General features: G+C 52.5%; 24 protein-coding genes. 16 read left to right on the top strand and 8 right to left on the bottom strand.

Annotation, left to right across the window (positions count from 1 at the left end):
- The first annotated feature begins 151 nt into the window (after nt 1-151).
- From NYR02_RS04010 to NYR02_RS04000, 3 genes are all read left to right on the top strand, one after another.
- Nucleotides 152-1,948, top strand: coding sequence for an acyl-CoA dehydrogenase C-terminal domain-containing protein (locus NYR02_RS04010; protein ID WP_260975106.1), 1,797 nt, complete (start codon nt 152-154; stop codon nt 1,946-1,948).
- A gap of 94 nt (nt 1,949-2,042) precedes the next feature.
- A complete protein-coding gene (locus NYR02_RS04005) occupies nt 2,043-2,636 on the top strand; it encodes a TetR/AcrR family transcriptional regulator (RefSeq protein ID WP_260975105.1) in 594 nt (197 codons plus the stop codon).
- Nucleotides 2,637-2,743: 107 nt separating this feature from the next.
- Nucleotides 2,744-3,331, top strand: a complete 588-nt coding sequence (locus tag NYR02_RS04000; RefSeq protein WP_260975104.1) for a TetR/AcrR family transcriptional regulator — start codon at nt 2,744-2,746, stop codon at nt 3,329-3,331.
- Nucleotides 3,332-3,394: 63 nt separating this feature from the next.
- Here the strand turns inward: NYR02_RS04000 and NYR02_RS03995 are convergent, their stop codons facing one another.
- Nucleotides 3,395-3,754 (bottom strand): HPF/RaiA family ribosome-associated protein, encoded by a 360-nt coding sequence (locus NYR02_RS03995; RefSeq protein WP_260975103.1) that lies wholly within the window; start codon nt 3,752-3,754, stop codon nt 3,395-3,397.
- A 208-nt stretch (nt 3,755-3,962) separates the two neighbouring features.
- Here NYR02_RS03995 and NYR02_RS03990 point away from each other — a divergent pair, with 208 nt between their 5' ends.
- The 6 genes from NYR02_RS03990 to trpC all read left to right on the top strand — a co-directional run bounded on the left by NYR02_RS03990 (nt 3,963) and on the right by trpC (nt 9,432).
- Nucleotides 3,963-4,487 carry an opioid growth factor receptor-related protein gene (locus tag NYR02_RS03990; RefSeq protein ID WP_260975102.1) on the top strand — a complete coding sequence of 175 codons (525 nt, stop codon included), beginning with the start codon at nt 3,963-3,965 and terminating at the stop codon, nt 4,485-4,487.
- A gap of 42 nt (nt 4,488-4,529) precedes the next feature.
- On the top strand, nt 4,530-5,201 hold the full coding sequence (locus tag NYR02_RS03985; protein ID WP_260975101.1) for an HAD family hydrolase: 672 nt from the start codon (nt 4,530-4,532) through the stop codon (nt 5,199-5,201).
- Between the two features lie 225 nt (nt 5,202-5,426).
- Nucleotides 5,427-6,911, top strand: coding sequence for an anthranilate synthase component I (gene trpE / locus NYR02_RS03980; protein WP_260975100.1), 1,485 nt, complete (start codon nt 5,427-5,429; stop codon nt 6,909-6,911).
- Nucleotides 6,912-6,961: 50 nt separating this feature from the next.
- Nucleotides 6,962-7,549 (top strand): anthranilate synthase component II, encoded by a 588-nt coding sequence (locus tag NYR02_RS03975; protein ID WP_260975099.1) that lies wholly within the window; start codon nt 6,962-6,964, stop codon nt 7,547-7,549.
- A gap of 33 nt (nt 7,550-7,582) precedes the next feature.
- Nucleotides 7,583-8,635: an anthranilate phosphoribosyltransferase gene (trpD, locus tag NYR02_RS03970; protein ID WP_260975098.1), complete on the top strand. Its 1,053-nt coding sequence runs from the start codon at nt 7,583-7,585 to the stop codon at nt 8,633-8,635.
- Complete coding sequence (gene trpC / locus NYR02_RS03965) at nt 8,632-9,432, top strand: indole-3-glycerol phosphate synthase TrpC (RefSeq protein WP_260975097.1); 801 nt, start codon at nt 8,632-8,634, stop codon at nt 9,430-9,432. Before trpD ends, trpC begins: the two co-directional genes overlap by 4 nt.
- A 57-nt stretch (nt 9,433-9,489) precedes the next feature.
- Here trpC and NYR02_RS03960 read toward each other — a convergent pair whose 3' ends face one another.
- Together NYR02_RS03960 and crp are read right to left on the bottom strand one after the other, a co-directional pair.
- Nucleotides 9,490-11,037 carry a DUF3369 domain-containing protein gene (locus tag NYR02_RS03960; protein WP_260975096.1) on the bottom strand — a complete coding sequence of 516 codons (1,548 nt, stop codon included), beginning with the start codon at nt 11,035-11,037 and terminating at the stop codon, nt 9,490-9,492.
- Between the two features lie 94 nt (nt 11,038-11,131).
- Nucleotides 11,132-11,770 (bottom strand): cAMP-activated global transcriptional regulator CRP, encoded by a 639-nt coding sequence (gene crp, locus NYR02_RS03955; protein WP_260975095.1) that lies wholly within the window; start codon nt 11,768-11,770, stop codon nt 11,132-11,134.
- Between the two features lie 182 nt (nt 11,771-11,952).
- Between crp and NYR02_RS03950 the strand changes: the two genes are divergently transcribed.
- From NYR02_RS03950 to NYR02_RS03940, 3 genes are read left to right on the top strand one after another with little or no spacing between them, the layout of a single operon-like run.
- On the top strand, nt 11,953-12,375 hold the full coding sequence (locus NYR02_RS03950; RefSeq protein WP_260975094.1) for an OsmC family protein: 423 nt from the start codon (nt 11,953-11,955) through the stop codon (nt 12,373-12,375).
- A gap of 38 nt (nt 12,376-12,413) precedes the next feature.
- Nucleotides 12,414-13,205, top strand: coding sequence for an adenosylmethionine decarboxylase (speD, locus tag NYR02_RS03945; RefSeq protein WP_260975093.1), 792 nt, complete (start codon nt 12,414-12,416; stop codon nt 13,203-13,205).
- A gap of 25 nt (nt 13,206-13,230) precedes the next feature.
- Nucleotides 13,231-14,397, top strand: a complete 1,167-nt coding sequence (locus tag NYR02_RS03940; RefSeq protein WP_260975092.1) for an MFS transporter — start codon at nt 13,231-13,233, stop codon at nt 14,395-14,397.
- Between the two features lie 31 nt (nt 14,398-14,428).
- Here NYR02_RS03940 and NYR02_RS03935 read toward each other — a convergent pair whose 3' ends face one another.
- From NYR02_RS03935 to NYR02_RS03920, 4 genes are all read right to left on the bottom strand, one after another.
- A complete protein-coding gene (locus NYR02_RS03935) occupies nt 14,429-14,563 on the bottom strand; it encodes a hypothetical protein (RefSeq protein WP_260975091.1) in 135 nt (44 codons plus the stop codon).
- A gap of 209 nt (nt 14,564-14,772) precedes the next feature.
- Nucleotides 14,773-16,869 carry a TonB-dependent receptor plug domain-containing protein gene (locus NYR02_RS03930; protein WP_260975090.1) on the bottom strand — a complete coding sequence of 699 codons (2,097 nt, stop codon included), beginning with the start codon at nt 16,867-16,869 and terminating at the stop codon, nt 14,773-14,775.
- A 17-nt stretch (nt 16,870-16,886) separates the two neighbouring features.
- The gene (locus NYR02_RS03925; RefSeq protein ID WP_260975089.1) at nt 16,887-17,888 is read right to left on the bottom strand and encodes a class I SAM-dependent methyltransferase; all 1,002 of its coding nucleotides are present in this window, start codon (nt 17,886-17,888) and stop codon (nt 16,887-16,889) included.
- Nucleotides 17,885-18,814 (bottom strand): MerR family transcriptional regulator, encoded by a 930-nt coding sequence (locus NYR02_RS03920; protein WP_260975088.1) that lies wholly within the window; start codon nt 18,812-18,814, stop codon nt 17,885-17,887. Before NYR02_RS03920 ends, NYR02_RS03925 begins: the two co-directional genes overlap by 4 nt.
- A gap of 218 nt (nt 18,815-19,032) precedes the next feature.
- Between NYR02_RS03920 and NYR02_RS03915 the strand changes: the two genes are divergently transcribed.
- Complete coding sequence (locus tag NYR02_RS03915) at nt 19,033-19,509, top strand: PAS domain-containing protein (RefSeq protein WP_260975087.1); 477 nt, start codon at nt 19,033-19,035, stop codon at nt 19,507-19,509.
- A gap of 92 nt (nt 19,510-19,601) precedes the next feature.
- Here the strand turns inward: NYR02_RS03915 and ppa are convergent, their stop codons facing one another.
- Nucleotides 19,602-20,138: an inorganic diphosphatase gene (ppa, locus tag NYR02_RS03910; RefSeq protein ID WP_260975086.1), complete on the bottom strand. Its 537-nt coding sequence runs from the start codon at nt 20,136-20,138 to the stop codon at nt 19,602-19,604.
- Between the two features lie 309 nt (nt 20,139-20,447).
- On the opposite strand from ppa, the gene NYR02_RS03905 reads away from it, so the two are divergent.
- The 3 genes from NYR02_RS03905 (at nt 20,448) to NYR02_RS03895 (ending at nt 25,479) form a co-directional block, all read left to right on the top strand.
- Nucleotides 20,448-22,685 carry a TonB-dependent receptor plug domain-containing protein gene (locus NYR02_RS03905; protein WP_260975085.1) on the top strand — a complete coding sequence of 746 codons (2,238 nt, stop codon included), beginning with the start codon at nt 20,448-20,450 and terminating at the stop codon, nt 22,683-22,685.
- A gap of 65 nt (nt 22,686-22,750) precedes the next feature.
- Nucleotides 22,751-23,596, top strand: a complete 846-nt coding sequence (locus NYR02_RS03900; RefSeq protein WP_260975084.1) for a hypothetical protein — start codon at nt 22,751-22,753, stop codon at nt 23,594-23,596.
- A complete protein-coding gene (locus NYR02_RS03895; RefSeq protein ID WP_260975083.1) occupies nt 23,596-25,479 on the top strand; it encodes a response regulator in 1,884 nt (627 codons plus the stop codon). Before NYR02_RS03900 ends, NYR02_RS03895 begins: the two co-directional genes overlap by 1 nt.
- Nucleotides 25,480-25,572 lie beyond the last annotated feature (93 nt).

Here is a 25,572-nt window from a genome sequence, read left to right as displayed (position 1 = left end):
GGTACATCAGTAAAAACCGCGCTTCGGCGCGGTTTTTTCGTATTCTGGGCTGGGCAAGCGGGTCAGAGTAAGTACAATAGCGGCATTTTGTTATCCGGTGGCTGATTGTAAGCGTGGGTAACAGTAAGCCACAGCTAACTTGAGGTGAAACATGGCTGATTACAAAGCACCATTGCGCGACATGCGTTTTGTTCTGAATGAAGTTTTTGAAGCAGACAAACTGTGGACTTCTCTGGCCGGTCTGGAAGGCGCCGTTGATATCGAAACGGCTGATGCCATTCTGCAGGAATGCGGCAAGATCGCCAGCGAAGTCTTGGCGCCGCTGAACCGTAACGGTGATGAAGTCGGTTCTACCTGGAAAGACGGTGAAGTTACGGCGGCACCGGGCTTTAAAGAAGCTTACCAGACCTACGTTGAAGCCGGTCTGAATGGCCTGGGCGGCAACCCGGATTTCGGCGGTATGGGTATGCCGAAGACTCTGGTGGGTCAGATTGAAGAAATGGTACAGGGCGCCAACATGGCGTTCGGTCTGGCACCGATGCTGACTGCGGGTGCTTGTCTGTCTCTGAGCGCTCACGGTTCTCTGGAACTGAAAGAAAAGTACCTGCCTAACATGTATTCCGGCGTTTGGGCCGGCGCTATGGATCTGACCGAGCCTCATGCCGGTACTGACCTTGGCATTATCCGCACCAAAGCTGAGCCGCAGGCTGATGGCTCTTATGCTGTTTCCGGTACCAAGATCTTCATCACCTGGGGTGAGCATGATATGGCCGAAAACATCATCCACCTGGTACTGGCCAAGCTGCCGGATGCACCGGCGGGCCCTAAAGGTATTTCTCTGTTCCTGGTGCCTAAATTCCTGGTCAATGACGATGGCTCCCTGGGCGAGCGTAACACCCTGTCCTGTGGTTCTATCGAACACAAAATGGGTATTAAAGGTTCAGCGACCTGTGTGATGAACTTCGACGGTGCCAAAGGTTGGTTGGTCGGCGAAGAAAACAAAGGTCTGGCCTGCATGTTCACCATGATGAACTACGAGCGTCTGGGTGTGGGTATTCAGGGTATTGGTGCGGCAGAAGCCTCTTACCAGAGCGCTGTTGAATACGCCCGTGACCGTATCCAGAGCCGTGCGCCAACCGGTGCTGTGGCCAAAGACAAAGCCGCTGACCCAATCATTGTGCATCCTGACGTCCGTCGTATGCTGATGACCATGCGCGCCTTTAACGAAGGTGGCCGCGCATTCTCCACTTACGTGGCCAAGTGGCTGGACATCGCCAAGTTCTCTGATGATGCCGAAACCAAGCAGCACGCCGATGCCATGCTGGCTCTGCTGACGCCGGTAGCCAAAGCCTTCCTGACCGATAACGCACTGGAAACGGCTATTGCCGGCCAGCAGGTGTTTGGTGGTCACGGCTTTATCCGTGAATGGGGTCAGGAACAGTATGTGCGTGATATCCGTATCACTCAGATCTATGAAGGCACCAACGGTATCCAGGCTCTGGATCTGATCGGTCGTAAAGTGGCGGCGAATAACGGTGCGTTCTACAAGCTGTTTGAAGCCGACATCAATGAGTTCATCGCCTCTCAGGCGGATAACGAAGCGATGGCTGAGTTCATTGAGCCGCTGAAAGCCGCTCTGGAAAACCTCAACGACCTGACTCAGTGGGTAATGGATGCTGCGGCAAACAACCCGAATGAAATCGGTGCTGCTTCTGTTGAATACCTGCACGTGTTCGGTTACACCGCACTGGCGTATATGTGGGCTAAAATGTCTGCCGTGTCTCTGCCAAAAGCGGATGATGCGTCCGGCTTCTACAAAGCCAAGCTGGCCACTTCACGTTTCTATATGAAGCGTCTGCTGCCACGTTACATTGGTCTGAGCGCTGCGGTTAAAGGCGGCTCTGAGCCCCTGTTTGAACTGGACGAAGAGCTGTTCGCAACCGCGTAAGTTCTGCTGTTCACAAAAAGCCGCCTCCGGGCGGCTTTTTCGTTTTTGCGGTCTGAGTCCGGCACTGTTAGCATGAATCGCCCCGGAGCCTCCTATGACCCTATCTGTCTCATCTGTTGCTGCTGATTCTCCAACCCGTGCCCAGTTGTTGCAGGCGCTGTTATCGCTGATGGCCGATCATCCTTTTGCCGCCATTACCGTACAGCAGATCACCCGCAGCGCCGGTCTTGCGCGACAGACGTTCTATCTGCATTACCGCAGTCGCGAAGACTTATTGCTGGATTATGTCGACAGCGTATTCGCAGAATTTTATGACGATATTGCCGATATGGTTGGTGCCTCACCGGAGCTGGACAGCGATATCAGCCAACGTCTGTTTGAACAGTGGAATCGTCATCGTGATTTCAGCCGGTTGATGTTCAGTGCCGGACTTGAGTCGTTGCTGATCAAACGCTTCCAGAACTACATTGCCCGTGTGTTAGGCCTCTATGTGCGCCAGCATGGCATACCGGTCAGCGATGCCGAGCAGTTGGGTTTTATGATTGATTACCTTGCCGGAGCATCCTGGATGATGCTTGATCGCTGGGTGCGCAACGATTTTCGCTATCCAGCGGAGAAACTGGCCAGTTTATTCAGCCAGTTAAGCCGCCCAGGCTTTCTGGATGTTATGTTGCAACGTCCGCAGTAACACACTCTGGCACAGATAGACGATTGTCTATAAGATTCAGCGGCGTATGCTTAAATACAAATAAAATAACAAATTCGGGTAATCCTCTTACCTGTGGCGACCACATCATGAGTAAAGAACTGGATAAACGTGTTGAGCGCTCGCGGCGCTTGCTAATGGGCACTTTGCTGGAACTGATGGCGGAAGAACCCTATGGCAAAATTTCCGTCGCACATATCTGCGAGCGCTCTGGTGTTGCGCGTCCGACGTTCTATCTGCATTACCGCTCGAAAGATGACCTGCTCAAAGGTTATATCGAGAGTATGTTTATGCAGTTTTATGAGCAGATTGATGCGTATCTGACGCAGTCTCCCAATGCTGATCCGATCATTGCTGAAATCATGTTCCGTCAGTGGTCTGACAATGCCACTTTTGCCCGTTTGTTGATTGAGGCTGACATTGAAGCCTTAATGCTGAGTGAATTTAAGCGCTATGTGGCGCGTATTATGGAGCGTTACATTGGTGCCCATTCTTTGCCTATTAAAGACACCAGTCTGATGAATTATGTGATCGACTTTTTAGCCGGCGCATCGTTTATGGTGATTGTGCGCTGGGTGAAAGACGGTTTTCCGGTGGATGCCAAAGAAATCGGCGCGTTGTATGCCAATCTGGTACGGCCGGGATTGCTGCAGGTATTGCTGAGCGGTAAGTTGTAAAAACGTTAGTTGCAGACATAAAAAAAGAGCCCGGCGGGCTCTTTTTTATGTGCGTTGGTTTACTTATTCAGCCGGAGCCATGGTGGTTATACGACGGTTTTTATCGACCCGTTTGTCATGAATTTTCTTTACTTTACGCTGAGCTTTTTCAAATGCGTCGCTGACCGCAAGATACATATCTTCATGTTCGGGGTTGTCGTGATGATCGCGGGTGATGGCAACGGTCTGGCCAGGCAGGCCGACCTCCAGTGACACGTGGGCAAGCTTACCTTTGCTGCTGTGATTGTGAGGCATCGCCACAACCGCACGTATGCCAATAATATCGTCAAAAGTGGAGGTTAATTTTCCGGCTTTTTCGCGGATGTGCTGCTCGATAGCGTCAGAATGACCGATGTCGCGGAAGCTGATTTCCAAACCTTTCATAGTCGCTCCTTTTGTTGATTGACTCAGGAACTTCGGACGCTTTTCCGTCGGGAAGTTCCTTCGGGATGGTCAACTCAGACTACATCAGCCAAAGGTAACGTCAAACAATTTCGCACAAATTTCGTAACCTCAGGCTGGGATCACTCCGGATCCTGACTTGAAGCTATACTGGATTGTATCGCTATTGTTTTTCGTCACAGGCAGGTGTATGCACCCCATTATTGCGTTCTACTCAGGTCAGGGAACCGACCATCGCGGCCGCACGCTGAGTGGTATTCTGGCGTTCTCAAATAATGAACTGGAAAGCTGTCACGATTATATTCAGTGGTTGTTTCCGTTGCGCGATCCGAGTCCATACAACCCCGAAGCGCCGGTCATTAATGCTGATGTCATTGCAGCTTTTCATTCTTCCCATGAATTACAGAGCCGGTTGCATCAATCGTTATTACGGATGCTGCAATTTTATGGGATCGTTATGCGCGAAACTCCGCAGGGATTTGAATTACTGATTCCTGCCGATGTGGACAATTGCCACTGGATGACACCGGATAATCACAACCATCGCCGCGTCAGCCGCATGCTCGCGTCCCTGAAAATACTGGGTTTGGATGCCCACGTTACCGCGCTCTGGCAGGGACTGCAGAAACTGGCGGTGGCTCATCCTGAAGCCATTTCTTCCGCTACGGTTACCCATTGGCGATTAGCCGCTATGGGGCTGGACAGTCCCTTATGATAGTCTGAGCAACTTGTTTTTAGCGCTGAAACGGATGCACCGATGCAGGTCTACGATGTTCCTGTTGTATTTTTTGATCTGGATGATTCCCTGATCAATAAGGACGCCAATAGTCTGTGGATTAAATGGCGTTTTCGCCGTGAGCGCTGGGCGGTGGTTGAGGCCATGCTGGCGTTAGCGTCTCTGTATCGTGCGTACAAAAAAGGCCGGGTGACTCACTGGCGTTTGTCCAATTACTATCGCACCCGCACCCGTGGTATGAGTCTGGCGGAATATCAGAGCCGCGTTGAGCGTTTTTTTAATGAACGCGGGCAACTGCATATCTATCCGCAGGCGGCATCGTTATTGTTTGCTTATCAGCAGCGTGGTACTCAACTGGTGATGATTACCGGTTCGGACGATGTGATTGCCCGTGCCTACGGTCAGGCGCTGGGATTTGCTCATGTTATCAGTAATCGTCTGAGTACCGATGGTCAGCGGATTACCGGGCTGGAGCGGCCGATGTGTTATGGCCCAGGTAAAGTCGAGCTGGCGCGGCGTTTTCTCACGGAACGCGGTCTGAGCTTCAGTGATGCCGCGTTTTATACCGACAGTCACTCCGATATGCCATTGCTGGAAATGGTTGCACAGCCAGTGGTGCTGAATCCTAATCCTCAGTTACGCCTTGCAGCGCAGCAGCACGGCTGGCCCTGCCTGGACTGGCGGGCGGAATAGTCGGGCAGGGATAGACATCTGCTTCTTGCTGCTCGTCTTGCATGCCGTTATAGTTCTGCCTACATATAACCCGATTATTCAACGGAGCCCAGCGGTGTTTTTTCAATATAACCGCCCCCTGCAACAGGGTCAGCATCTGACCTGTCGATGGTGTTAAGCGCAGCTGCCAACCTTTCCGGCCGCATGGCCATGTATTTTTGCGCTTATTAATCTTGAAGGTTCTTTATGACTCCGCACCAATTTGCTGCTCTGGCTGAGCAGGGTTTTAACCGTATTCCGGTATCACGCCAGGTTTTGGCTGACCTCGACACACCTCTGAGTACTTACCTGAAACTGGCTGCTGCGCCTTATACCTACCTGCTGGAATCTGTACAGGGCGGTGAAAAGTGGGGCCGTTATTCCATGATCGGCCTGCCTTGTCGTGATGTTCTGATCGTGCGTGGGCAGCAGGTTGTGTTACAGCGCAATGGTGAGGTGATCGAAGAACATGAAGTCGTTGACCCGTTGGATTTTATCAGCGAGTTTCAGCAGCGCTTCCGGGTTCCTCAGATTGATGGCCTGCCTAAGTTTGATGGTGGTCTGGTTGGTTATTTTGGCTACGACACCGTGCGTTATATCGAACCGCGCCTGCGCAAATCCTGCCCGCCCGATGAGCTGAATACGCCGGACATTCTGCTGATGGTGTCAGAAGAAGTTGTGGTTTTTGACAACCTCAGCGGCAAATTGCATCTGATTGTTATGGCCGATCCTGAGGTTGATGATGCTCTGGCGAAAGCTGAGGCCCGCCTTGATGAATTACGCCAGCAGCTGCGCCAGCCATACTCCGGGCCGGTTGGTCGGCCGCTGCAGGCTTCAACGCACGTTAAAGAAGATGATTTCCGCTCATTGTTTGGTGAGCAGGCATTTATGGATGCGGTTGAAAATATCCGCGAGTACATTCTGGCCGGCGATATTATGCAATGTGTTATTTCCCAGCGTATGCAGGTGCCTTACCAAGGCGATCCGGTCAATATTTACCGCGCGTTACGCACGCTGAACCCATCACCTTACATGTACTGCATGAATCTGGGTGATTTTCATGTGGTTGGTTCTTCTCCTGAAATTCTTGCCCGCCTGGAAGATGGCGAGGTAACGGTGCGTCCGATTGCCGGTACCCGTCAGCGTGGCGAAACAGTGGAAGACGATCTGGCGCTGGAGCGCGAGTTGTTATCCGACCCTAAAGAAATCGCCGAGCATTTAATGCTGATCGATCTGGGACGCAATGATGTCGGCCGTGTTGCCAAAACCGGTGAAGTCAGTGTCACCGATCAAATGGTCGTCGAGCGCTATTCGCATGTTATGCACATCGTTTCGAATGTAACCGGCAAAGTAAAAGACGGCATTACGGCTATGGATGTATTACGCGCGGTACATCCGGCCGGCACGTTAAGTGGTGCGCCGAAAATCCGCGCGATGGAAATTATCGACGAATACGAATCAACCAAACGCGGGGTTTATGGTGGTGCCGTAGGCTACCTGAGCTGGAACGGTAATATGGATACTGCGATTGCTATCCGTACCGCAGTGATTAAAGACGGCATGCTGAATATTCAGGCAGGTGCCGGGGTGGTAGCGGATTCAGTTCCGCGACTGGAATGGAAAGAAACCATGAATAAAGGCCGGGCAATGTTCCGCGCCGTTGCCATGGCGGAAGCCGGACTGGACCAGTAACCACAGCATCATTACGGCGTGTAAAAAAACGCGTCGCAGGAGTCACAGCAATGTTAGTCATGATTGATAATTACGATTCGTTTACCTACAACGTCGTACAGTATTTTGCCGAACTGGGTGCCGATGTGCGCGTGTTCCGCAACGATGAAATTACCATCGAAGAAATCGAAGCATTAAAGCCTGATCATCTGGTAATTTCTCCTGGTCCGTGTACACCAAATGAGGCCGGGATTTCTATGGAAGCTATCCGCTACTTCGCCGGTAAATTACCGATTCTGGGAATTTGTTTAGGTCATCAGAGTATTGGCCAGGTTTTCGGCGGCAATATCATCCGCGCCGGTCAGGTCATGCATGGCAAAATTTCTCAGATTCATCACGCTGACAGCGGCGTTTTCCGTGGTCTGAAAAATCCTTACAACGCTACCCGTTATCACTCACTGGTGATTGATAAACAGAACCTGCCTGAATGTCTGGAAATTACCGCCTGGACAGAAAATCCTGACGGCAGCATGGAAGAAATTATGGGTGTGCGTCACCGTGAATTACCGATCGAAGGCGTGCAGTTTCATCCGGAATCCATTCTGACCGAACATGGACACGATCTGTTGAAAAACTTTTTGCAGACAACACTGAACTGACGAACGGCAAGCGCCACTGACTGGAGATGAATAATGGATATCCGTACTGCCCTGGCCCGCGTTGTTGAACGTCAGGATTTAACCACCGATGAAATGACCGATGTCATGCGCCAGATTATGACCGGCCAATGCGATGAAGCGCAGATTGGTGGTTTTCTGGTTGCCTTACGCATGAAAAGTGAAAGCATCGACGAAATCGTCGGTGCCGTAACCGTTATGCGCGAGCTGGCTAGCGGCGTAAAAATTAATGCCCGCCATGCCGTTGATATTGTCGGCACTGGTGGCGATGGTGCCAATTTGTTTAATGTTTCAACCGCTTCGTCTTTTATTGTGGCGGCAGCGGGCGGAATCGTGGCAAAACACGGTAATCGCGGTGTTTCATCCAAATCCGGCAGTGCCGATCTGCTGGAAGCGGCTGGTGTGAATCTGAATTTAACCTCAGAGCAGGTCGCCCGTTGTATTGATGAGCTGGGAGTGGGCTTTATGTTTGCACCTTCTCACCACAGCGCGATGAAGCATGCGATTGGCCCGCGCAAGTCGCTGGGTATGCGTACTATTTTCAATATTCTTGGGCCAATGACCAATCCTGCCGGTGTCAGCAATCAGGTCATTGGTGTTTTTGCCAAAGCACTGGTCCGGCCGGTGGCTGAAGTTCTGCAGCGTATGAACGGCGGCCATGTGCTGGTCGTACATTCTAAAGATGGACTGGATGAAATCAGTCTGGCGACGGAAACCTACGCCTGTGAATTAAAAAATGGAGAGTTGCGGGAATTCGTTATTCGTCCGCAGGATCTGGGTGTTGAGCCCCAGGTTTTATCGGGTCTGGATGTCGACAGTCCGGCAGCCAGTCTTGCTTTAATTAAGGATGCACTCGGTAAGCGTGAAACTGCAGCCGGTAATAAGGCGGCAGATATTCTCGCACTCAACGCCGGTGCAGCGATTTATGTGGCGGGTCTTTCGCAAAGCATGAAAGACGGTGTAGCGATGGCGCAAGATGCCATTTACACCGGTCTGGCACTGGAAAAAATGAACGAGCTGGTCAGCTTCTCCAAATACCTGGCCGAAGATGAAGTGAAAAACGCATGAATACTCCAACCATTTTGAAAAACATTCTGGCCACCAAGGCTGAGGAAGTCAGCTATCGCAGTAAAACACTGCCGCTGAATGAACTGAAAGCCCGTGCACTGGACATGGATGCGGCCGAATTGCGTGGTTTTTATCGCGCGATGCAGGCTAAGGTCGATGCCGGATTGCCTGCGGTCATTGCTGAAATTAAAAAAGCTTCTCCCTCAAAAGGTGTCCTGCGTGAACATTTTGTTCCTGAAGCCATTGCTGAATCTTATGAGCAAGCTGGCGCTGCTTGTTTATCGGTGCTGACGGATCGCGATTATTTTCAGGGGCATGAAGATTTTCTTAAAGCCGCGCGCAGCGCCTGTTCTTTACCGGTAATCCGTAAAGATTTTCTGGTCGATCCTTATCAGATTTATGAAGCGCGCAGCATTAATGCCGATTGCGTACTGTTGATCGTATCGGCTCTGAGCAAAATGCAGTTGCAGGATCTGGAAGGGATTGCCCATGAGCTGGGCATGGACGTGCTGGTAGAAATACATGACGAAGAAGAGCTACAGACGGCGTTAACCATGCAGACTCCGCTGCTGGGGATTAATAACCGCAACCTGCACACGTTTGAGCTGACACTGGATACGACATTCGGACTGTTGGACAAGATCCCGGCCGGTAAATTACTGGTAACCGAAAGCGGTATTCTGACCCCGGATGACGTTGCGCTGATGCGCGAGCGCAATGTGAATGCGTTTCTGGTGGGCGAAGCCTTTATGCGGGCGGACAATCCTGGCGATGCTTTGCAGGCTTTGTTTTTCTGAGTTTGTTATTTTTGCATACAAAAAAGCCGGCACTTGCCGGCTTTTTTGTTTTTGCTGTCAGTCTGGAAACTGTCGGCGAATATCGAGCATTGCATCAATATTCTGCATCAGCAGTTCGACCAGTTTCGGATCAAACTGATGGCCCGATTCTTTGTTAATCAGATCGATAATATCTTTATCGGCCCAAGGCTCTTTATAGCAGCGCTTACTGCCCAGCGCGTCGAAAACATCGGCCAAGGCGGTAATGCGTCCGGCAATATGAATTTGCTCACCTTTCAGGCCGCGAGGATAACCTGCTCCGTCCCAGCGTTCATGATGCTGGCTGGCAATAATCGCCGCCAGTTGCAGAATGCGCCGATCAGATTTGCTGAGAATATCCGCACCGATCTGGGCGTGTGTCTGCATGGTGCTCCATTCGGCGGCATCATGTTTACCCGGTTTATTCAGAATGCTGTCGGGAATGGCGATTTTGCCTACGTCATGCAGCGGGGCAGCCATTTTAATCAGCTCGGCTTCCTGTTCCGGTAAGCCATAAGCAACGGCCAGTAAGCGGGAAATCTGGGCAACCCGTTTAACATGGGCACCGGTTTCTTTTGAGCGTTTTTCTACCGCTTCACCCAGCATGTACACCAGCTCACGCTGGGTTTCGATGATTTCGTCGCGCATTAACAGATTTTCATAGGTGATGGCGACGTTGGTGGCGTAAATTTCCAGCAGTTGTTTATCAAGCGCGGAGGGTTCGCGGTGATAGGTGACATAAAGCAGGCTTTCGCTGCCGCGTTCGGAAGCAAAGTAGCCAATGTAGTAGTTTTCGTAATACTGGCTTTCGCGGAGATTCATCGCTTTTTCAAAACCTTCGCGTACATGCTCCGGGATGCTTTCGAACGACTCCAGATCGGTCAGTTCCTGCATTTCGCCGGTGGCAGCGAGTACCCGGAAGCGACGCACGCCGAGCAGCTGATCCTGCTGATTGGTGCTGGAACAGTACAGGGCACTTTGTTCCAGCCCGAGCAGATTGGTGACCTGGGATAAAACCGCAGAAGCAAACTGACTGATGGCGCCGGTGCTGAAGACCTGGGCGGATGCCTTAATCACACGTTCAAGGCCACGACGGTGCTCATTCAGCGTGCAGATATCGCGGTAACTGCGCAGAGTGGCATACATCAGCGTGTTGAGCTTGGTGGTGGTCAGCTCGGTTTTGTCTTTGTAATCGTTGATATCGTACGTGCGGATCACTTCGTGTTCGGGAGCCTGGCCAGGCTGGCCGGTACGTAGCACGATGCGGGTATAGCGGTTACGTAATTCTTCGCGGATATAACGTGCGACATTGAGGCCGGCATGGTCTTCTTCCATCACCACGTCGAGTAATACCATGGCAATGTCATCATGTTCGGCCATGATCTGACGGGTTTCTTCGCCGCTGTAGGCGCTGAGTAATTCTACCCGGCGGCCATCAAACTGAAACCCGGAAAGCACCATGCGGGTGATGCGGTGTACGTCGGGTTCATCATCGGCTACCAGTACGCGCCAGGTCTGTTCCGGAGTGCTGACGGCGCTGTCCTCGCTGAAGAGGTCATCGTCGGCAAAAAAGGAATCATCGGCCATAACCGGCTCCGTAAAATGAGTAATTTACTGAGTTTAGAACAGGGCGGCAGTATTCGCTGTAGCGGATGAGTTTTTCTTTGCCCGGCGGGTGGGTTCAGCGGGTGCCGAACACCACCATGGTTTTACCCTTCACCGAAACCAGACCCTGTTCTTCCAGATCTTTCAGAACCCGGCCCACCATTTCACGAGAACAGCCGACAATGCGGCCGATCTCCTGGCGGGTGATTTTAATCTGCATGCCATCGGGATGGGTCATGGCGTCCGGTTGTTTGCATAAATCGAGCAACGTTCCTGCTACCCGACCGGTCACATCCAGGAAGGCGAGGTCGCCGGCTTTACGGGTTGTGCGGCTCAAGCGATTGGCCATTTGGCGGAAAATATGAAACAGCAGCTGAGGGTCTTGTTTGACCAGTTCCTGCGATTTGGCGTAACTGATCTCGGCCACTTCGCATTCTGTCTTGGCTTTTACCCAGGCGGTGCGTGGTGGCTGCTGATCATCAAACAGCCCCATCTCACCAAAAAAGTCGCCTTCATTCAGATACGCCATGATCATCTCGCGGCCGTCACTGTCTTCAATAATGACGGTAACGGAGCCTTTCATCAGGTAGAACAGCGTATCGCTTTCTTCGCCCGCATAAATCAGTGTCGAGCGGGCAGGGTAACGCCTCTTGTGGCAGTGCGACAGGAAGTCCAGGAGGTGTTGGTGTTTCGATGGCGCTTGGGGAAGGCTCATGCTCAGGCATCCGATCCGGTAATCGACCACTGATTATCACTCATTAGCGTGCGAAGGTGAACCGTTATGCCACGACGGCCTCTTTGGCTGTCTATCAGGCTTTTTTGATCTCTGACGATTTATCCCCGGCCCCCGGGTATGGTAACCTCCGCGTTTTTTCCAGTCAGACCTCAGGGGCCAGAATGAAAGCAACGGTTAAGTGGGTTGATAATGCCATGTTTATCGGCGAGTCCGGCAGCGGCCATGCCGTTGTTATGGACGGGCCGGCGGACCACGGTGGCCGCAATATGGGCATTCGTCCGATGGAAATGCTGTTGCTGGGCCTGGGGGGCTGTACCAGCTTTGATGTGATGAGCATTCTGACGAAACAGCGTCTGGCGGTCAGCGATTGTGTCGCTGAAATTGAAGCTGAACGTGCTGACGCGGTGCCCAGTGTGTTCACCAAAATTCATGTGCACTTCAAAGTAACCGGCCGGGCTCTGAAAGAGTCGGCGGTAGAGCGGGCAGTGAAACTGTCGGCAGAAAAGTATTGCTCGGCTTCCATTATGCTGGAGCAGGGTGGTGTGGAAATCACTCATAGTTTCGCTGTGATTGAATCTGAGTAAAACCAAACCCGTTCGCGCGGTTGTGTGAGGATGAACTATTGAACAATAAATTGCGGTTGCATGGTTTCAACAATCTGACCAAATCCCTGAGCTTTAATATTTACGATATCTGTTACACCAAGACAGAAAAAGAGCGTCAGGAATATATTGAGTACATCGATGAGTTGTACAGTGCAGATCGTCTGACAAAAATTCTGACAGACGTTGTTGATATCATCGGCGCGAATATCCTTAACATCGCGCGTCAGGATTACGACCCGCAGGGCGCCAGTGTGACTATTCTGGTGGCCGAGCATGAATTGCCGCCCAGCGAAGACCTGATGCAGGAAAAACCCGGCCCGCTGCGTGATACCGTGGTTGCGCATCTCGACAAAAGCCACGTGACCGTGCACACCTACCCGGAGAGTCATCCGCATGGTGGTATCTCGACGTTCCGTGCCGATATCGACGTTTCTACCTGTGGTTTGATTTCACCGCTGAAAGCGCTGAATTACCTGATTCACAGCTTTGATTCTGATATTGTTACCGTTGATTACCGCGTGCGCGGCTTTACCCGTGATGTCGATGGTGTGAAACATTATATCGATCACAACATCAACTCCATCCAGAAGTATCTGACCGAAGACACCCGTAACGCCTATCAGATGATCGACGTGAACGTGTACCAGGAAAATACCTTCCACACCAAAATGCTGCTGAAAGATTTTGAGCTGGATAATTACCTGTTCGGTGAAGGTGTAAAAACCATGGATGCTGCGGAACGTACTGAAGTAGAAGCCAAACTGCGCAAAGAAATGTTAGAGATTTTCTACTCCCGCAACATGCCATAATTTTAACAAGTCTAAGGAGACTGCTGTGCCGGTTTTAATCTGGGGATTGATGCTGGCACAGGCGCTGGCTCTGAGTGCCGCACCATTGATGGTTTTTGCCGGTGGTATCATCGGCAGTCAGCTGCATTCTGATCCGCGACTTTCCACGCTGCCGGTCGCGGCCATGATTATGGGAACCGCACTGGCGGTGTTGCCCGCCTCACAACTGGCTGGCCGTTTTGGCCGCCGTCCTCTGTTTTTAAACGCCATGCTGTTCGGTTCCTGTGCTGCCATTGCCGCCGCCTGGTCTGTGCATGTGCAGTCGTTTTGGGCCTTTACCTTCAGCGCTTTGTGTTTTGGTGCTGTCGGGGCGGTTGTGCAGCAGTTCCGCTTTGTCGCGATGGCGGCGGTGCCGGCGGTACAGACGCCCGTGGTCGCGGCGCGTCTGTTGCTGGCAGGCATTGTTTCGGCGTTTCTCGGTCCTGAGTTGACCCGTTTGGCGGCATGGTGGCCGCAGTGGGGATTTGCCGCGTCCTTTACCGGGCTGGCGCTGTTCTTTGTTCTGGCGGGTGTGGTGCTCTGGTGGTTTATGCCGCAGCAGAAAGCAGCGGACAGTCAGCAAGTGGCGGCGGCCCGCCCTTTGCACGAACTTCTGCAGCAGCCGGTGTTATGGCTGGCAATGTTGTCTGCGGCCTGTGCTTACGGGGTGATGGCTTACATTATGACGGCAACGCCGCTGAGCATGACAGAAGGCATGGGCTACGCCCTGAGCGATGCCAAATGGGTGATTCAGAGCCATATCGCGGCCATGTTTCTGCCGTCGCTGATCTCGGGTCATCTTATCCGCTGGGCCGGGCACTGGTGGATGATTATGACCGGACTGATGGTGATGGTTGCGTGCCTGGTCATTGCCTGGTTTGATCAGACCATATTGCACTATTGGCTGGGATTGGTGTTACTGGGGTTGGGGTGGAATCTGCTGTTTGTGGCGGGGACATCCTTGCTCAGTCAGTGCTACCGTCCAGCGGAAGCAACACGGGTGCAGGGCGTTAATGATCTGGCGGTTTTCGGTGCGCAGGCGATAGGTGCGCTGGCTTCCGGTGCGGTGGTTCTGCTGATTGGCTGGCAGGGGCTGCTGCTGACAACAATTCCGGCGCTATTGCTGCTGCTGGTTGTTTTGTTGCGCATGCCGCGAACGTCCTTGTCCGCATGAGTTGCTCATCTGGGTTCACTGCATCGGTCTGTCAGCGAAAGCGCTGATCATCTTGCGTTTTATCCAGAGGGATTTCCTGCGGCAGCAACGTGCGTCCTGCGCGTTGCAGGCAAGCGAACAAACAACCACCGAGTAATAAGCAGGCAAGCAGGCTGTAGGTCATCATGGCGGTATCCTCACAGAGATTGATCGTTGATTGGGCTCGTGGGCGAGGCCTGTGAATCAGGCCTGTAAAGAGTCGACGAACCAAGCCTAGCTGCGTCGCCGGGCAACCGGCCGCCGGATGTTTGCCACGTGGCTGCTCTGGCGCTTATCTTTTCTCTAATATTCTGTTTTTAAACGGAAAACTATTTTGTAACCAGACCTTTGTCAGCGTCAGAATTGTCCTTGTACGGTGAGATACCACAGAGGTTTCAGATTCTGATACTGACGGATGCCATCCTGGCGGATAAACGGACTGGCACCGGGCGTCAGGTTAAGGGTTGCGAGCCCCCGCCAGCGGCGATTCCATTGGTACTCGGTGTACAGGTCGAGGTTCTGCGCATCACTGGTGTCCTGGGTGATGTAGCCATCGCTGCTGAGGGGGGCGGGCAGTATCTGTTCACTGCCGCCTTGTACCCGCCAGCACACGCCGTGCCGCCAGGTATCATTGATCCGTTGTTGCACGCCGATACGGGCCATGTAATCCGGTTGATTGGGTAATCTGTGGCGATAGGGCAGTTCGGCGGTGGCCTGTACGTCGGAGCGATAAACACCGCCACCCAGCTCCAGACTCAGATGGTGATCGTTCAGAGGCACTTCTATATCCAGCTCCGCTCCGCGCAATATGGCGCTGCCAGCGCTGTTCTGGGGCCGCAGTATGGTCAGTTCAGTGATGCCATCGCTGTCGGTTTCACGGCGCGTGGTCTGCAGTATGGCCTGATTGATAATACGCTGGAACGCACGCAGGTAGAGTCCGCTGTGGCGGTCGGCGCGGCTGTCACTGCTGGCGCGGAAGTTATGTTCGTAGCCAATATCAATATTACTGATCAGTTCGGCTTCAAGCTCGCCATTGCCGCGCCAGAGCGTGTTGCCCTGGCGGAACTCATGGGGAATACGGTCGGTTATTTCAGGCTCGCGGGTGTTCTGGCTCATGCTCAGGCGCAGGCGGCGTTTACTGTCGAGATGATGCAGCAGGTGAACGCTGGGCAGCCAGTGGGTGTCGGTGGAAATACCGGAGTTGCCATCGGCGACGAAGGAGTCCTGGCTGAGCTCGTAGGTGCTCATATGAACACCGGCTTCAAACAGAGTGTTGGGCGTCAGTTGCCAGCGATCGAGGGCAAAGGCGCTGAGACGGTTTTCTTTGTAGTCAAAATTATACGGCAGGCCGCTGCGATCGTTATTACTGGTCAGAATGGCGTTGCTCAGGCTGTTATTGATGCGCTTCATCTGTTGCATGCTGAGGCCAATGCTCCAGCGGTGTTCGTTCAGCATCTCGTTTAGCTGCCAGCCGAATTGATAGCGGCTGTCGTCGATCTGGTTGGTCTGAGCGACTGACAGAGGATTGTCGTGGCTCAGGCGGATGTCCTGATCAAACTGTTCGGCGACGAAAAACGCATCCAGAGACAGATGCTGCCAGTTAAGACGCAGGTTTCCGCCCAGGCGCTGGATGATGCGCTCACTGTATCGCTCTACGTTGCTGTCGGTCAGTTGCGGTGTTTGCAGTGTGTTGGGACTGTTCAGCGGATGTACGCCCTGCAGGCGGTCGTCGTTGTCGGCTTGCAGGTACAGGGCGTACAGGTGCAATGGGTGGCGGTCGTTGAGCAGGGTGTCGAAGCTGAGCAGCAGACTGCGACTGAGATCGCGGGTCTGTTGGCGCCAGTCACCATTGCCGGCGGGGGTGCGGCTGAAGCCTTCGCTGTTCTGACGGGCTACGCGGCGTTCAGCGCTGAGACGCAATGGCGATTCACCGCTCAGTAGCTGAATGGAACCGGCCAGCTGCGCATTCAGTGCTTCACCGCCGGTACTGATCTGTAATTGATTGCCTCCATCAGGGTTGTTCAGCACCACATTGATGGTTCCTGCCCCACCACCACCGGCATCTAAATCGGCGCGTGAGTTACGGTCAATTTCAATATGATGGACCAGGCTGGCAGGAATCTGGCGGGTATTCAGGCTGCTGTTACCGGCACCGCCCAGCAAGGGATGGCCATTGATCAGCAGTGTCAGATACTGTGACGCTAAGCCATGCAGCTGAATTTCCAGCTCGCCGTCCGCTTGCCAGCCGAGGCTGACTCCCGGCAGGCGCTGTAGCAGGTCGAACAGGGTCTGAGGCGCGTAATAGCGGAAGTCTTCCGCCAGATACACTTCCTGTGGGTAGGCGACGGTATTGAGCGGTTGTGGCAGCGACTGGGCACTGTGCGCGACCAGCAGGGCAGCAACCAGCAATAACGGCTTTAAGTGCCGACCGACAACGCTGGCTCCCTGCATCATACCTCTCCCAGATAAGGTCAGCCGTTCTGCACGCAGAGCAGCTTAAAGCCTTTGTCCTGCACCATGATTTCGACCTGGCGGAACTGCTCAGCGGCCCAGTCTTCATAGGGCAGATGGCGGTTGGCAACAATCCACATCTGGCCGTCGCGGGTCAGATGCTGGCGCGCTTCACTGAACAAGCGGCGGGCAAATTCGTAGTCGGTACCTTTGCCAAGATGAAAGGGCGGGTTACTGAACAGGTAGTCAAACTTGCCTTCTAGATTACTCAAACCGTCGCTGGCCAGGATGGTGGCCGGCAGATTCAGGCGGGCGCTGTTCAGCTGGCTGCTGCGGATGGCAAAGGCATCAATATCGGCGAGGGTGATATCCAGCGCCGGTTCGGCGGCTTTCATACTCAGGCCAATCACTCCCGAGCCGCAGCCCAGATCCAGCAGTTTGCCGTGCGCCGGTGCCGGAACATGTTCCAGCAGCAGTGCGGTACCGGTGTCGAGTTTACCGTGGTTGAAAACTCCCGGCAGGGTCATGAAGGCATGCTGCTGGCAGTTAAACGACTGGGCGAGTTTCAGCCAGTTAAATTCAGTAACTGTTTTCAGTTGCAGTTGCCACAGAGTGCAGTGGCGCGCAGAGTCGGTTTTTTCGGCGCTGTCGCTCAGTGCCGCACAGGCTTTGCCGATGCTTTTGCCGCCGGCGTCATTCGCTCCCACAATCCAGCATTCGCTGACTTGTGTTGCCATCAGCTGAATAAGGGCCTGCGCCTGTTGCTTGGCTTTTGGCCACAGCAAAATCACCTGCTTGCCACTGAAGTCACCGCTCTGCGGAATGGCGAAGCGTACCTGTGGCTCAGCCAGCGGGCGATGGGCCTGCGCGGTAAGCCAGTCCCAGGTCAGAAGCTGGGCGCCGCTGTTTTTCAGCAGCGCCTGCCAGGTGGCGGGCAGATCCGATTCGGCTCCGACAATCAGGGTATTGGCAGTGATCAGGTCAGGGTGGCGTAACAGTAATTCGTAAACAGCGGTGCTCATTCAGGCAGGCTCATCAGCAGGTCGCGGATGGTCAGGGCCGCCTGGTGGGTATCATCGCCGAGGGTAATCAGACCATGTGCCAGCAAGTTGCTCTGGCTGTTGCTGTTATAACCGGTGACAAAAACAGGTAAACCGCCTTCGCGGGCCAGACGCTGCAGCTGACCAAGCTGCATGTCGTTCTGGTCGGTACCAATATGGAACAAAGCCGCTTGCCAGCGCTTGGCCTGCAGCAGCTCTGCGAGTTGATTCGGGGTCAGCATGCCACTGAACCACAGCGGGCGCAGGCCCAGTTGCTTCAGTAAAATGGCTAACTGCAATTGCTGAATGTCGTCTTCCCAGGTGCAGTTGGCGATTAATACCTGGGGTTGTTCTTCGCTGTTCTGCTCATCGCTGTATTGTTCCGTCAGACGCGTTGCCAGACGGGATTGCAGTATCGCGGCATAAAAACGCAGGCGCGCCATGCCCAGGGTCTGGCTGACGTTATCGCGCAGATGATGATAGAGCGGAATAAACAGAAAGCGCATGGCGACATCAACCGGAAAAAACTGGCCGACTTCGTGAAACAATTCAGCGACCTGTTGCTCGTCAAAATCCTGTACGGCCTTATGCAGACGCTCACGGTAATGTTGCCATTGGGAAGGCTTGGCCGGGGTGTTGACCGGCGCGTCGGGTAATTCTTCGCCATTGCTGATCATGGCCTGTGCCTGGGATATCGGTATGCCGCGATTGAGTAAGGTGACAACCTGGCGGATCAGGCGGATATCCTGTTCGGTATAGAGCCTGTGTCCTTTGGCGGTGCGTTTAGGCGTAATCAGGCCATAACGTCTTTCCCAGGCACGCAGGGTGATGGCGTTTACGCCGGTCTCACTGGATACTACCCGGATCGGGAAATAAGCCATGTGTGGATCGCTTGCGGGGTTTGACATCGCCGGTGGTTCTCCGCTGGCTCTTGTTGTTGCTACTGCCGGGGTTATTTCTGTACCGGATTGTGTACCGGGGCATTGCTGTACAAGGTTATTCAGAAATTTCCCAGATTCTATAAGTACTTATACACAAAGTAAAAAAACAGCGCTGGTATGAGTGACATACTTGACCGCGAACACCATGGAAATTACCTTGAGCGGACTAAATAGTGGAGGCGACCATGGTCAATGACCTGAACGATGAGCAGGGCCCGATCAGTCTGGAATTGTTAAAGAAGGCCGTTGATGCATCCAATGACGGCATCGTGATCGCAGAGCAGGAAGGCGATGACAACATTCTGATCTACGTGAATAAGGCGTTTGAACGTCTTACGGGGTATCGTGCTGACGAGATTCTGTACCAGGATTGCCGTTTTTTGCAGGCCGGTGACCGCGATCAGGATGGATTAACAGCCATCCGCAGCGCGATTGTTGATGGCAAGAGTTCCAGAGTTGTCCTGCGCAACTACCGTAAAGATGGCAGTCTGTTCTGGAATGAGCTGAGTATTTCGCCGATTTATAATGACGATGACCAGCTGACTTATTACATCGGCATCCAGAAGGATGTGACCGCTCAGGTGGAGTTTGAAGAACGTGCTCTTAAAGCTGAGCGCGCTCTGGCTGATTTACAGGCCGCGCAGCAGGCAGGGCAGAACTAGGGCTCCTCTGAATTATTCAGAGGTACTCGAGAGACAATAAAAAGGGAGCCGAGGCTCCCTTTTTATTGTGCTGATGTGTCCGCAGGCGGTAATCAGCCTTTTTTCGCAGCTTCAGCTTCAGCGGCTTTAACGATCATGCCACGGGCTTCTTCTGCATTGCCCCAGCCCTGAACTTTAACCCACTTGCCTTTTTCCAGATCTTTGTAGTTTTCAAAGAAATGGGCGATCTGGTCGCGCAGCAGTTGTGGAACATCGTCGATGTCGTTCACGTTGTTATACATCTGGGTCAGTTTTTCATGTGGCACAGCAACCAGCTTGGCATCGCCACCGGCTTCGTCTTCCATGTTCAGAACACCGACTGCGCGGGCACGGATAACGGAACCTGGCTGAACCGGGTAGGGGGTAATAACCAGTACGTCCAGCGCATCGCCGTCGTCTGCCAGTGTGTGCGGGATGTAGCCGTAGTTGGCTGGGTAAAACATGGGCGTTGCCATGAAACGGTCAACCAGCAGGCAGTCCATATCTTTATCGATTTCGTATTTGATTGGCGCATGGTTGGCCGGAATTTCGATGACAACGTAGAAATCGTTAGGCAGGTCTTTACCGGCCGGAATGGAGTTGTAGCTCATAGGGGTTTCCTAAGGGTTAATGAACAGAATGCGCGGATTATATCGACTGGGCCTTGCTCTGTCAGTCTGCCATAAGTATAAAGCGCCTCAACGTTTACCGATGGCACACTGGCGCCTAGACTCCAATAAAGTCTCTGCATGCGTCAGTACCCGTTAACGCGGTTCCGTATAGCCCGAATGGACACCGGGTATTGAGCAGGCAGGACGTAAAACTGAGTGCTATTTCCGACTAATACCGGGGTTCTGGTGTGTAGAATGACCAAAACAACCATGTCAAAAACATTAACCATATTCAGCATATGTGGCGCTTTGATCGCATCTGAGGCGTTGCTGGCGGACGAATATGACGATTTTGAGCTGGATGCACCCTTCGTCCTGGATGACGACATTCCGGTGGTGCTGACAGCATCCCGCCTGAAGCAGCCCCGTGCCGAGGTTCCGGCCAGCGTGACCGTGATTGAAGCCGCACAGATTGCCGCCTGGGGGGTACGTACCCTGCCTGAGTTGATGCGCTTTGTGCCGGGCATGAGTATGGGTCATGGCGACGACGAAAATAATGCCTCAATTGCCTATCACGCTTCCAATCCTAATATTATGCGTCGTTTACAGGTGCTGGTGGATGGACGCTCGGTGTTTAAAGCGGGCATTGCTTCGGTGGTCTGGGATGATATTCCGGTGGCGATGGAAGATATTCTGCGGATCGAAGTTACCCGTGGCCCAAACGCGGCTACTTATGGCGCAAATTCTTTTCTCGGTGTGATCAACATCGTCACCAAGCATCCGGGCGATACTCTGGGTACCCGCGTACGTTACCGTAGTGGCAATAACGGCGTGGACGATGGCTTCGTCAGCTATTCCGGTGAGCGTCATCAGAACAGTTATCGTGTTACCGCGCAGATCCGGGCTGATGATGGCTTTGACGGGCGCAATGCGACCGGTGGCGATGATGAGTATCGTGACAGTCGCCGCCATGGATTTGTTAGTGCCTATTTTAATCGTCCGGTCGACAGCAGCACGCAGCTTAGTCTGCAGGCATCGCTGAAGCAGGGAAACACGGATATCCGCCGTGAGTCTTATGAACTGGATGCTCCGGATCAGGAGACCAGACAAGGGTATCTGTGGACCCGGGTGCGTAAGGAATTCAGTACCGCCCACAGTTCGCACTTGCAGGCTTACTGGCAGACCGACAGTCGTAAACAGCGCAGCTCTGCCTGCTTGCCGACCATTTCGCTGGATCCGGAATTATTCAGTTTGTATCAGGATAATCCGCAGTGGAGCAATTCGGTTCTGGGGATCACCAGTCTTATTGGTACAACGGATGGTGATAACCTGGTCGGTGGAATCGCTGCTGGTCTGGTAACGCCTGATCAGGTTGAAGCATTACTTCTGGCGAATCAGGGATTGGCGTTGGAGATTACTCAGGAGCAGTTAGACAGCGCCCGCAATATCTATACCCGTGGTTTTAACGGAACCGATTTCTCTCAACTCACCGACATGGTTTGCGGCGATACCGAGCGCGATTTACGTGAGGATCGTTACGATATTGAATGGCAGGATACGATGCAGTGGAGCGACACATTGCGCACTGTTTCCGGAGTCAGTTTCCGTCGTGACCAGGTGGATTCACAAACGTACTTTAATGGTCAGGTTCATAACGACACGTATCGCTTATTTGCCAATGCAGAATGGCGGATGACGTCTTATCTGTTATTGAATGCCGGTGGTATGTATGAAGTTGAAGACACCAACGATAACGCTTTCTCACCACGGGTTGCGCTTAACTGGCTACTCGCACCGCAGCACAGTATCCGTCTGGTATATTCCGAAGCGGTGCGTTCTCCGGATCTGCTCGAACAGGAACCTGAATATTCCATTCGTGTGAGTAACCTCAGCGATAATTATCTGAACCTTGATGATGGTCGGATTTATGTTAATCAGACGGCTGATTCACGTGATCTTAAGCATGAAAAAATTACCAGTACAGAGCTTGGTTATTATGGGAAATTCTCTGACCTGAATCTGGAGTTGGACGTAAAAGTCTATCAGGACAAGCTGACACAATTAATTTCTGATCATATCGCCCTGAATTCTTTGTCGGTTGAATCTGATACTAAGATGAATATCAATGGCGCAGAAATGCAGTTACAATGGCAGGCTGACAGCCATAACTGGTTTTGGTTGACAGCCGCTTATATTGATGCGGACGTAACCCTTGGGGATACTTCTGAATTGACGGAAAAACAACGTCGTTCTCTGTCGGTGGTTGAATTACGACAGACCGCAAAAGATAATCTGGTCGTCAGCTGGCACCATCAGGGCGACAGCTGGAGTCTGACCGCCTCGCACTTCTGGCTGGATGCTTATAACGACACCAACCGTTATCGTCGTTACGAGATTAATACCAGGAAAACCTGGTCTCTGGGTCATTACAATCCATGGGCAGGTTTCTTTTTACAGCACCTGATCGATGATGATTCCCTGGCTTATGCCGATCAGCGCTATTCAACCCGTGACTTGTATTACTTTCAGGTAGGGCTCGATTTTTAATGGATTTTTGTTGCAAGGATGCACATCACGTTTATCGCTGGCTTGGTACATGTTTACTGACATGTATGCTGGCATTTTCTGCGCATGCAGAAGATGTGCGTGTCGCGTTTGTCGCCCATGAAAAACTCCCATCTGTTGAACAGCTGGTCGAGAAAACAACCTCTCTTCTTAATGTCGGATCCGAACTGCGGTTGCTGAATGAGCCACCGGCGGCCGGCTGGCAATCTTATAGTGCCGTTGTACTGGTTGGCCCTCAGGCATTGGAAGCCTGGTCTTTTAACGATTCTCCGGCCGCTGTTGCTGTGTTTGTCAGTCGCGATGCGGTGGCGGCTTATCGGCAGCAACTGGCGTCAGCACTCTATCTTGAGCCTCCGCTTAAGCGTCAGGTGGCGATGGCGAAAAGTATTCTTGGCCATGATCGTCCATTGGGTGTGCTGGTACAGGATAAATCGCAATGGAAAAATAGCGGTTTGTCGGCAATGCCGCTGCAGCAGTCTCTGGTGACGCCTTATTTTGTCGATCAATACGATAACCTCAATCGAGCGTTGCTGGATCTGTTAAAAAACAGCCACGCACTAGTTGGTACGTACGATACCGAACTATACAGTTCGACCAATATCAAAAACATTCTCATCACCGCTTATCGGCAGAACAAACCGTTAATTGGTCCATCAAGTGCTTATATTAAAGCCGGTGCGTTAGCGACGACGTACAGCGACATCGATGATGTTGCTCATCGCCTCAGTGAAATTCTGCTGACAGGCCTGAAAGAACAGGTATGGCCGGATGCGGATTACAATCCTTATTTCAAAGTCCGCTATAACCAGCAGGTTGGTCGCTCTCTCAATTTATTACTGCCTGACGCAGACGCCCTGGCGGCGCAGTTGGCAAAAGGCGAGAGGGAACACTGATGAGCCTGCGGCAGTGGTCGATCCGGCGGAGGATTCTGCTGGTCGGTACTGTGCCGGCTTTAATCGTTGTGCTGTTGCTGACGACTTACCATATGGTCAATCGCTGGTCTGATATCCGTCAGGAAAATCAGAGCATTGCCCGTATTGTGCTGGAAAATATCGGAGTATCTGCCGAATACCCGATTATTTCCGGCAATTACGAATTGCTGTCTCCTCTGGTTCACTCGGCATTATCTCAGCCGGCAATTGTTGCTATACAAATTCACGATGCTGCCGGGCGCATCGTATTGGATGAAAAAACCGCACGTTTTACTGACGTTCCGGCTGAAGATATCCGTTATCTGCGTTATGACATTATTCGCCAGGTTCAGAGTTTGGATGAATTCTCTGAATTTGGTGATGGCGCAACCGAGTCCACAATACTGGGTTACATTCGTCTGGGAATGGCCGATACATTTACCCGTGATCGGGAAATAGCTACTCTGCAACAGTCATTGCTGGCGGGCTTGGGTGTGGTGTTGCTGGCTTTTTTTATTGGCCATGCGGCTTCGCTGTCGATTATTCCTTCGCTGGAAAAGCTTGCGCTGTTTATTGCCCGTCTGGCGAATGGTAATACCAATGATCGTATTAACGTCGATGATGGTGCTGAAATTGGTCATCTTCAGGTGAATGCCAATCAGCTGGCGCAGTCCCTGCATCAGGCAGAAAAAGATCAGCAACGTTACACCCTGCAATTAATGACTGAACAGCAGAAAACCCAGCAGGCGAGCCGGGCTAAAAGTGAATTTCTGGCGATGATGAGTCATGAATTACGTACACCATTAAATGGTGCTATCGGCATGCTGCAATTGCTTGAGCAGGATATCAGCCGGGAAGAGTTTAACGATTATAAACGCACCGCTGACCAGTCACTGACTCATCTTACGCAGTTGCTGGAAGACGTTCTGGTGGTGGTTGATACCGAGAAGAATAAATTGCCGGTGGTGTTTAAAGAACAGAAATTACCGGATGTTCTGCATAACCTGATTCAGGATTTTTCTTTGCGTGCGCTGGAAAAAGAACTGTCGCTGGTAGTCGATTACGATGCTGCATTGCAGCGTGATGCCATTCGTTTTGATCCATCGCTGGTGCGTCAGGTCGTCCGCCATTTAGTCGATAACGCCATTAAGTTTACAGATAGTGGCATGGTCGTGGTCCAGCTGCAGTTAATCAAACACGACGAGCATGACTGGCTGACCATCAGTGTCACCGATACCGGTATCGGCATTCCTGAAAATCAAAAGCAACAGGTACTGGAAGCGTTCGCCCAGGTTAATTCGTCGTTCAACCGCCGCCATGCCGGAATCGGTCTGGGTTTAACCATCAGTCATCACATCAGCCGCATCCTGGGCGGCCAGATTGAAATTTTTGATGGTATCAATGGCGGCACCAAAGTGTTGGTTGAGTTTCCGCTTGGGCGTACGCCAGTGAGTGAACACAGTCCGCATGCCGTGGCTGCACAGGGATTGCGTACCCTGATTGTCGAGGATAATCCGGTGAACTCTAAAGTGGCCGAAAAAATGCTGCTGAAAGTATGTCCGCAGATGCAGGTTAATACTGTCAGTTCAGGAGAAGAGTCACTGGAGCGGGTTAAGTCTCAGCAGTTTGATCTGATTCTGATGGATTGTCAGATGCCGGGACTGGACGGCTTTGAAACCACCCGGCGTTTACGCGATGCCGGACTGACCACACCGATTGTGGCCTGTACCGCCAACACCACCGATCAGATTCAGGATAGATGCCGCGACGCCGGCATGGATGACTATATGGCCAAACCGCTAAATGTCGCGATGGTTAAAGCGATGGTGACCAAGTGGCTGTTGCAGGAAAGTACGGAACTCTGAATGCAGCCAGCAGCCGGCAGAAAACAGACCTAAAAAAACCCGCAGCAGCGGGTTTTTTTAGGTCCGCCATTTGTGGCGGTCACGCTGCGGGCC

The organism is Thalassolituus pacificus, assembly GCF_025318105.1.
GTDB lineage: Bacteria > Pseudomonadota > Gammaproteobacteria > Pseudomonadales > Oceanobacteraceae > Venatoribacter > Venatoribacter pacificus.
This window is presented reverse-complemented; position numbering and strand designations above follow the sequence as displayed.

Bases quoted from the DNA above. Each gene is read 5' to 3' on its own strand.
- ppa (WP_260975086.1), bottom strand. From the start codon at position 20,138: ATGAGCTACAACTCCATTCCGGCCGGTAAAGACCTGCCTAACGATTTC.
- NYR02_RS03935 (WP_260975091.1), bottom strand. From the start codon at position 14,563: ATGATGACCTACAGCCTGCTTGCCTGCTTATTACTCGGTGGTTGTTTG.
- NYR02_RS03915 (WP_260975087.1), top strand. From the start codon at position 19,033: ATGGTCAATGACCTGAACGATGAGCAGGGCCCGATCAGTCTGGAATTG.
- NYR02_RS04005 (WP_260975105.1), top strand. From the start codon at position 2,043: ATGACCCTATCTGTCTCATCTGTTGCTGCTGATTCTCCAACCCGTGCC.
- NYR02_RS03925 (WP_260975089.1), bottom strand. From the start codon at position 17,888: ATGAGCACCGCTGTTTACGAATTACTGTTACGCCACCCTGACCTGATC.
- NYR02_RS03960 (WP_260975096.1), bottom strand. From the start codon at position 11,037: ATGGCCGATGATTCCTTTTTTGCCGACGATGACCTCTTCAGCGAGGAC.
- NYR02_RS04000 (WP_260975104.1), top strand. From the start codon at position 2,744: ATGAGTAAAGAACTGGATAAACGTGTTGAGCGCTCGCGGCGCTTGCTA.
- NYR02_RS03895 (WP_260975083.1), top strand. From the start codon at position 23,596: ATGAGCCTGCGGCAGTGGTCGATCCGGCGGAGGATTCTGCTGGTCGGT.
- NYR02_RS03990 (WP_260975102.1), top strand. From the start codon at position 3,963: ATGCACCCCATTATTGCGTTCTACTCAGGTCAGGGAACCGACCATCGC.
- NYR02_RS03920 (WP_260975088.1), bottom strand. From the start codon at position 18,814: ATGTCAAACCCCGCAAGCGATCCACACATGGCTTATTTCCCGATCCGG.
- NYR02_RS03930 (WP_260975090.1), bottom strand. From the start codon at position 16,869: ATGATGCAGGGAGCCAGCGTTGTCGGTCGGCACTTAAAGCCGTTATTG.
- NYR02_RS03900 (WP_260975084.1), top strand. From the start codon at position 22,751: ATGCTGGCATTTTCTGCGCATGCAGAAGATGTGCGTGTCGCGTTTGTC.
- NYR02_RS04010 (WP_260975106.1), top strand. From the start codon at position 152: ATGGCTGATTACAAAGCACCATTGCGCGACATGCGTTTTGTTCTGAAT.
- NYR02_RS03975 (WP_260975099.1), top strand. From the start codon at position 6,962: ATGTTAGTCATGATTGATAATTACGATTCGTTTACCTACAACGTCGTA.
- NYR02_RS03950 (WP_260975094.1), top strand. From the start codon at position 11,953: ATGAAAGCAACGGTTAAGTGGGTTGATAATGCCATGTTTATCGGCGAG.
- NYR02_RS03985 (WP_260975101.1), top strand. From the start codon at position 4,530: ATGCAGGTCTACGATGTTCCTGTTGTATTTTTTGATCTGGATGATTCC.
- NYR02_RS03995 (WP_260975103.1), bottom strand. From the start codon at position 3,754: ATGAAAGGTTTGGAAATCAGCTTCCGCGACATCGGTCATTCTGACGCT.
- trpC (WP_260975097.1), top strand. From the start codon at position 8,632: ATGAATACTCCAACCATTTTGAAAAACATTCTGGCCACCAAGGCTGAG.
- trpE (WP_260975100.1), top strand. From the start codon at position 5,427: ATGACTCCGCACCAATTTGCTGCTCTGGCTGAGCAGGGTTTTAACCGT.
- crp (WP_260975095.1), bottom strand. From the start codon at position 11,770: ATGAGCCTTCCCCAAGCGCCATCGAAACACCAACACCTCCTGGACTTC.
- trpD (WP_260975098.1), top strand. From the start codon at position 7,583: ATGGATATCCGTACTGCCCTGGCCCGCGTTGTTGAACGTCAGGATTTA.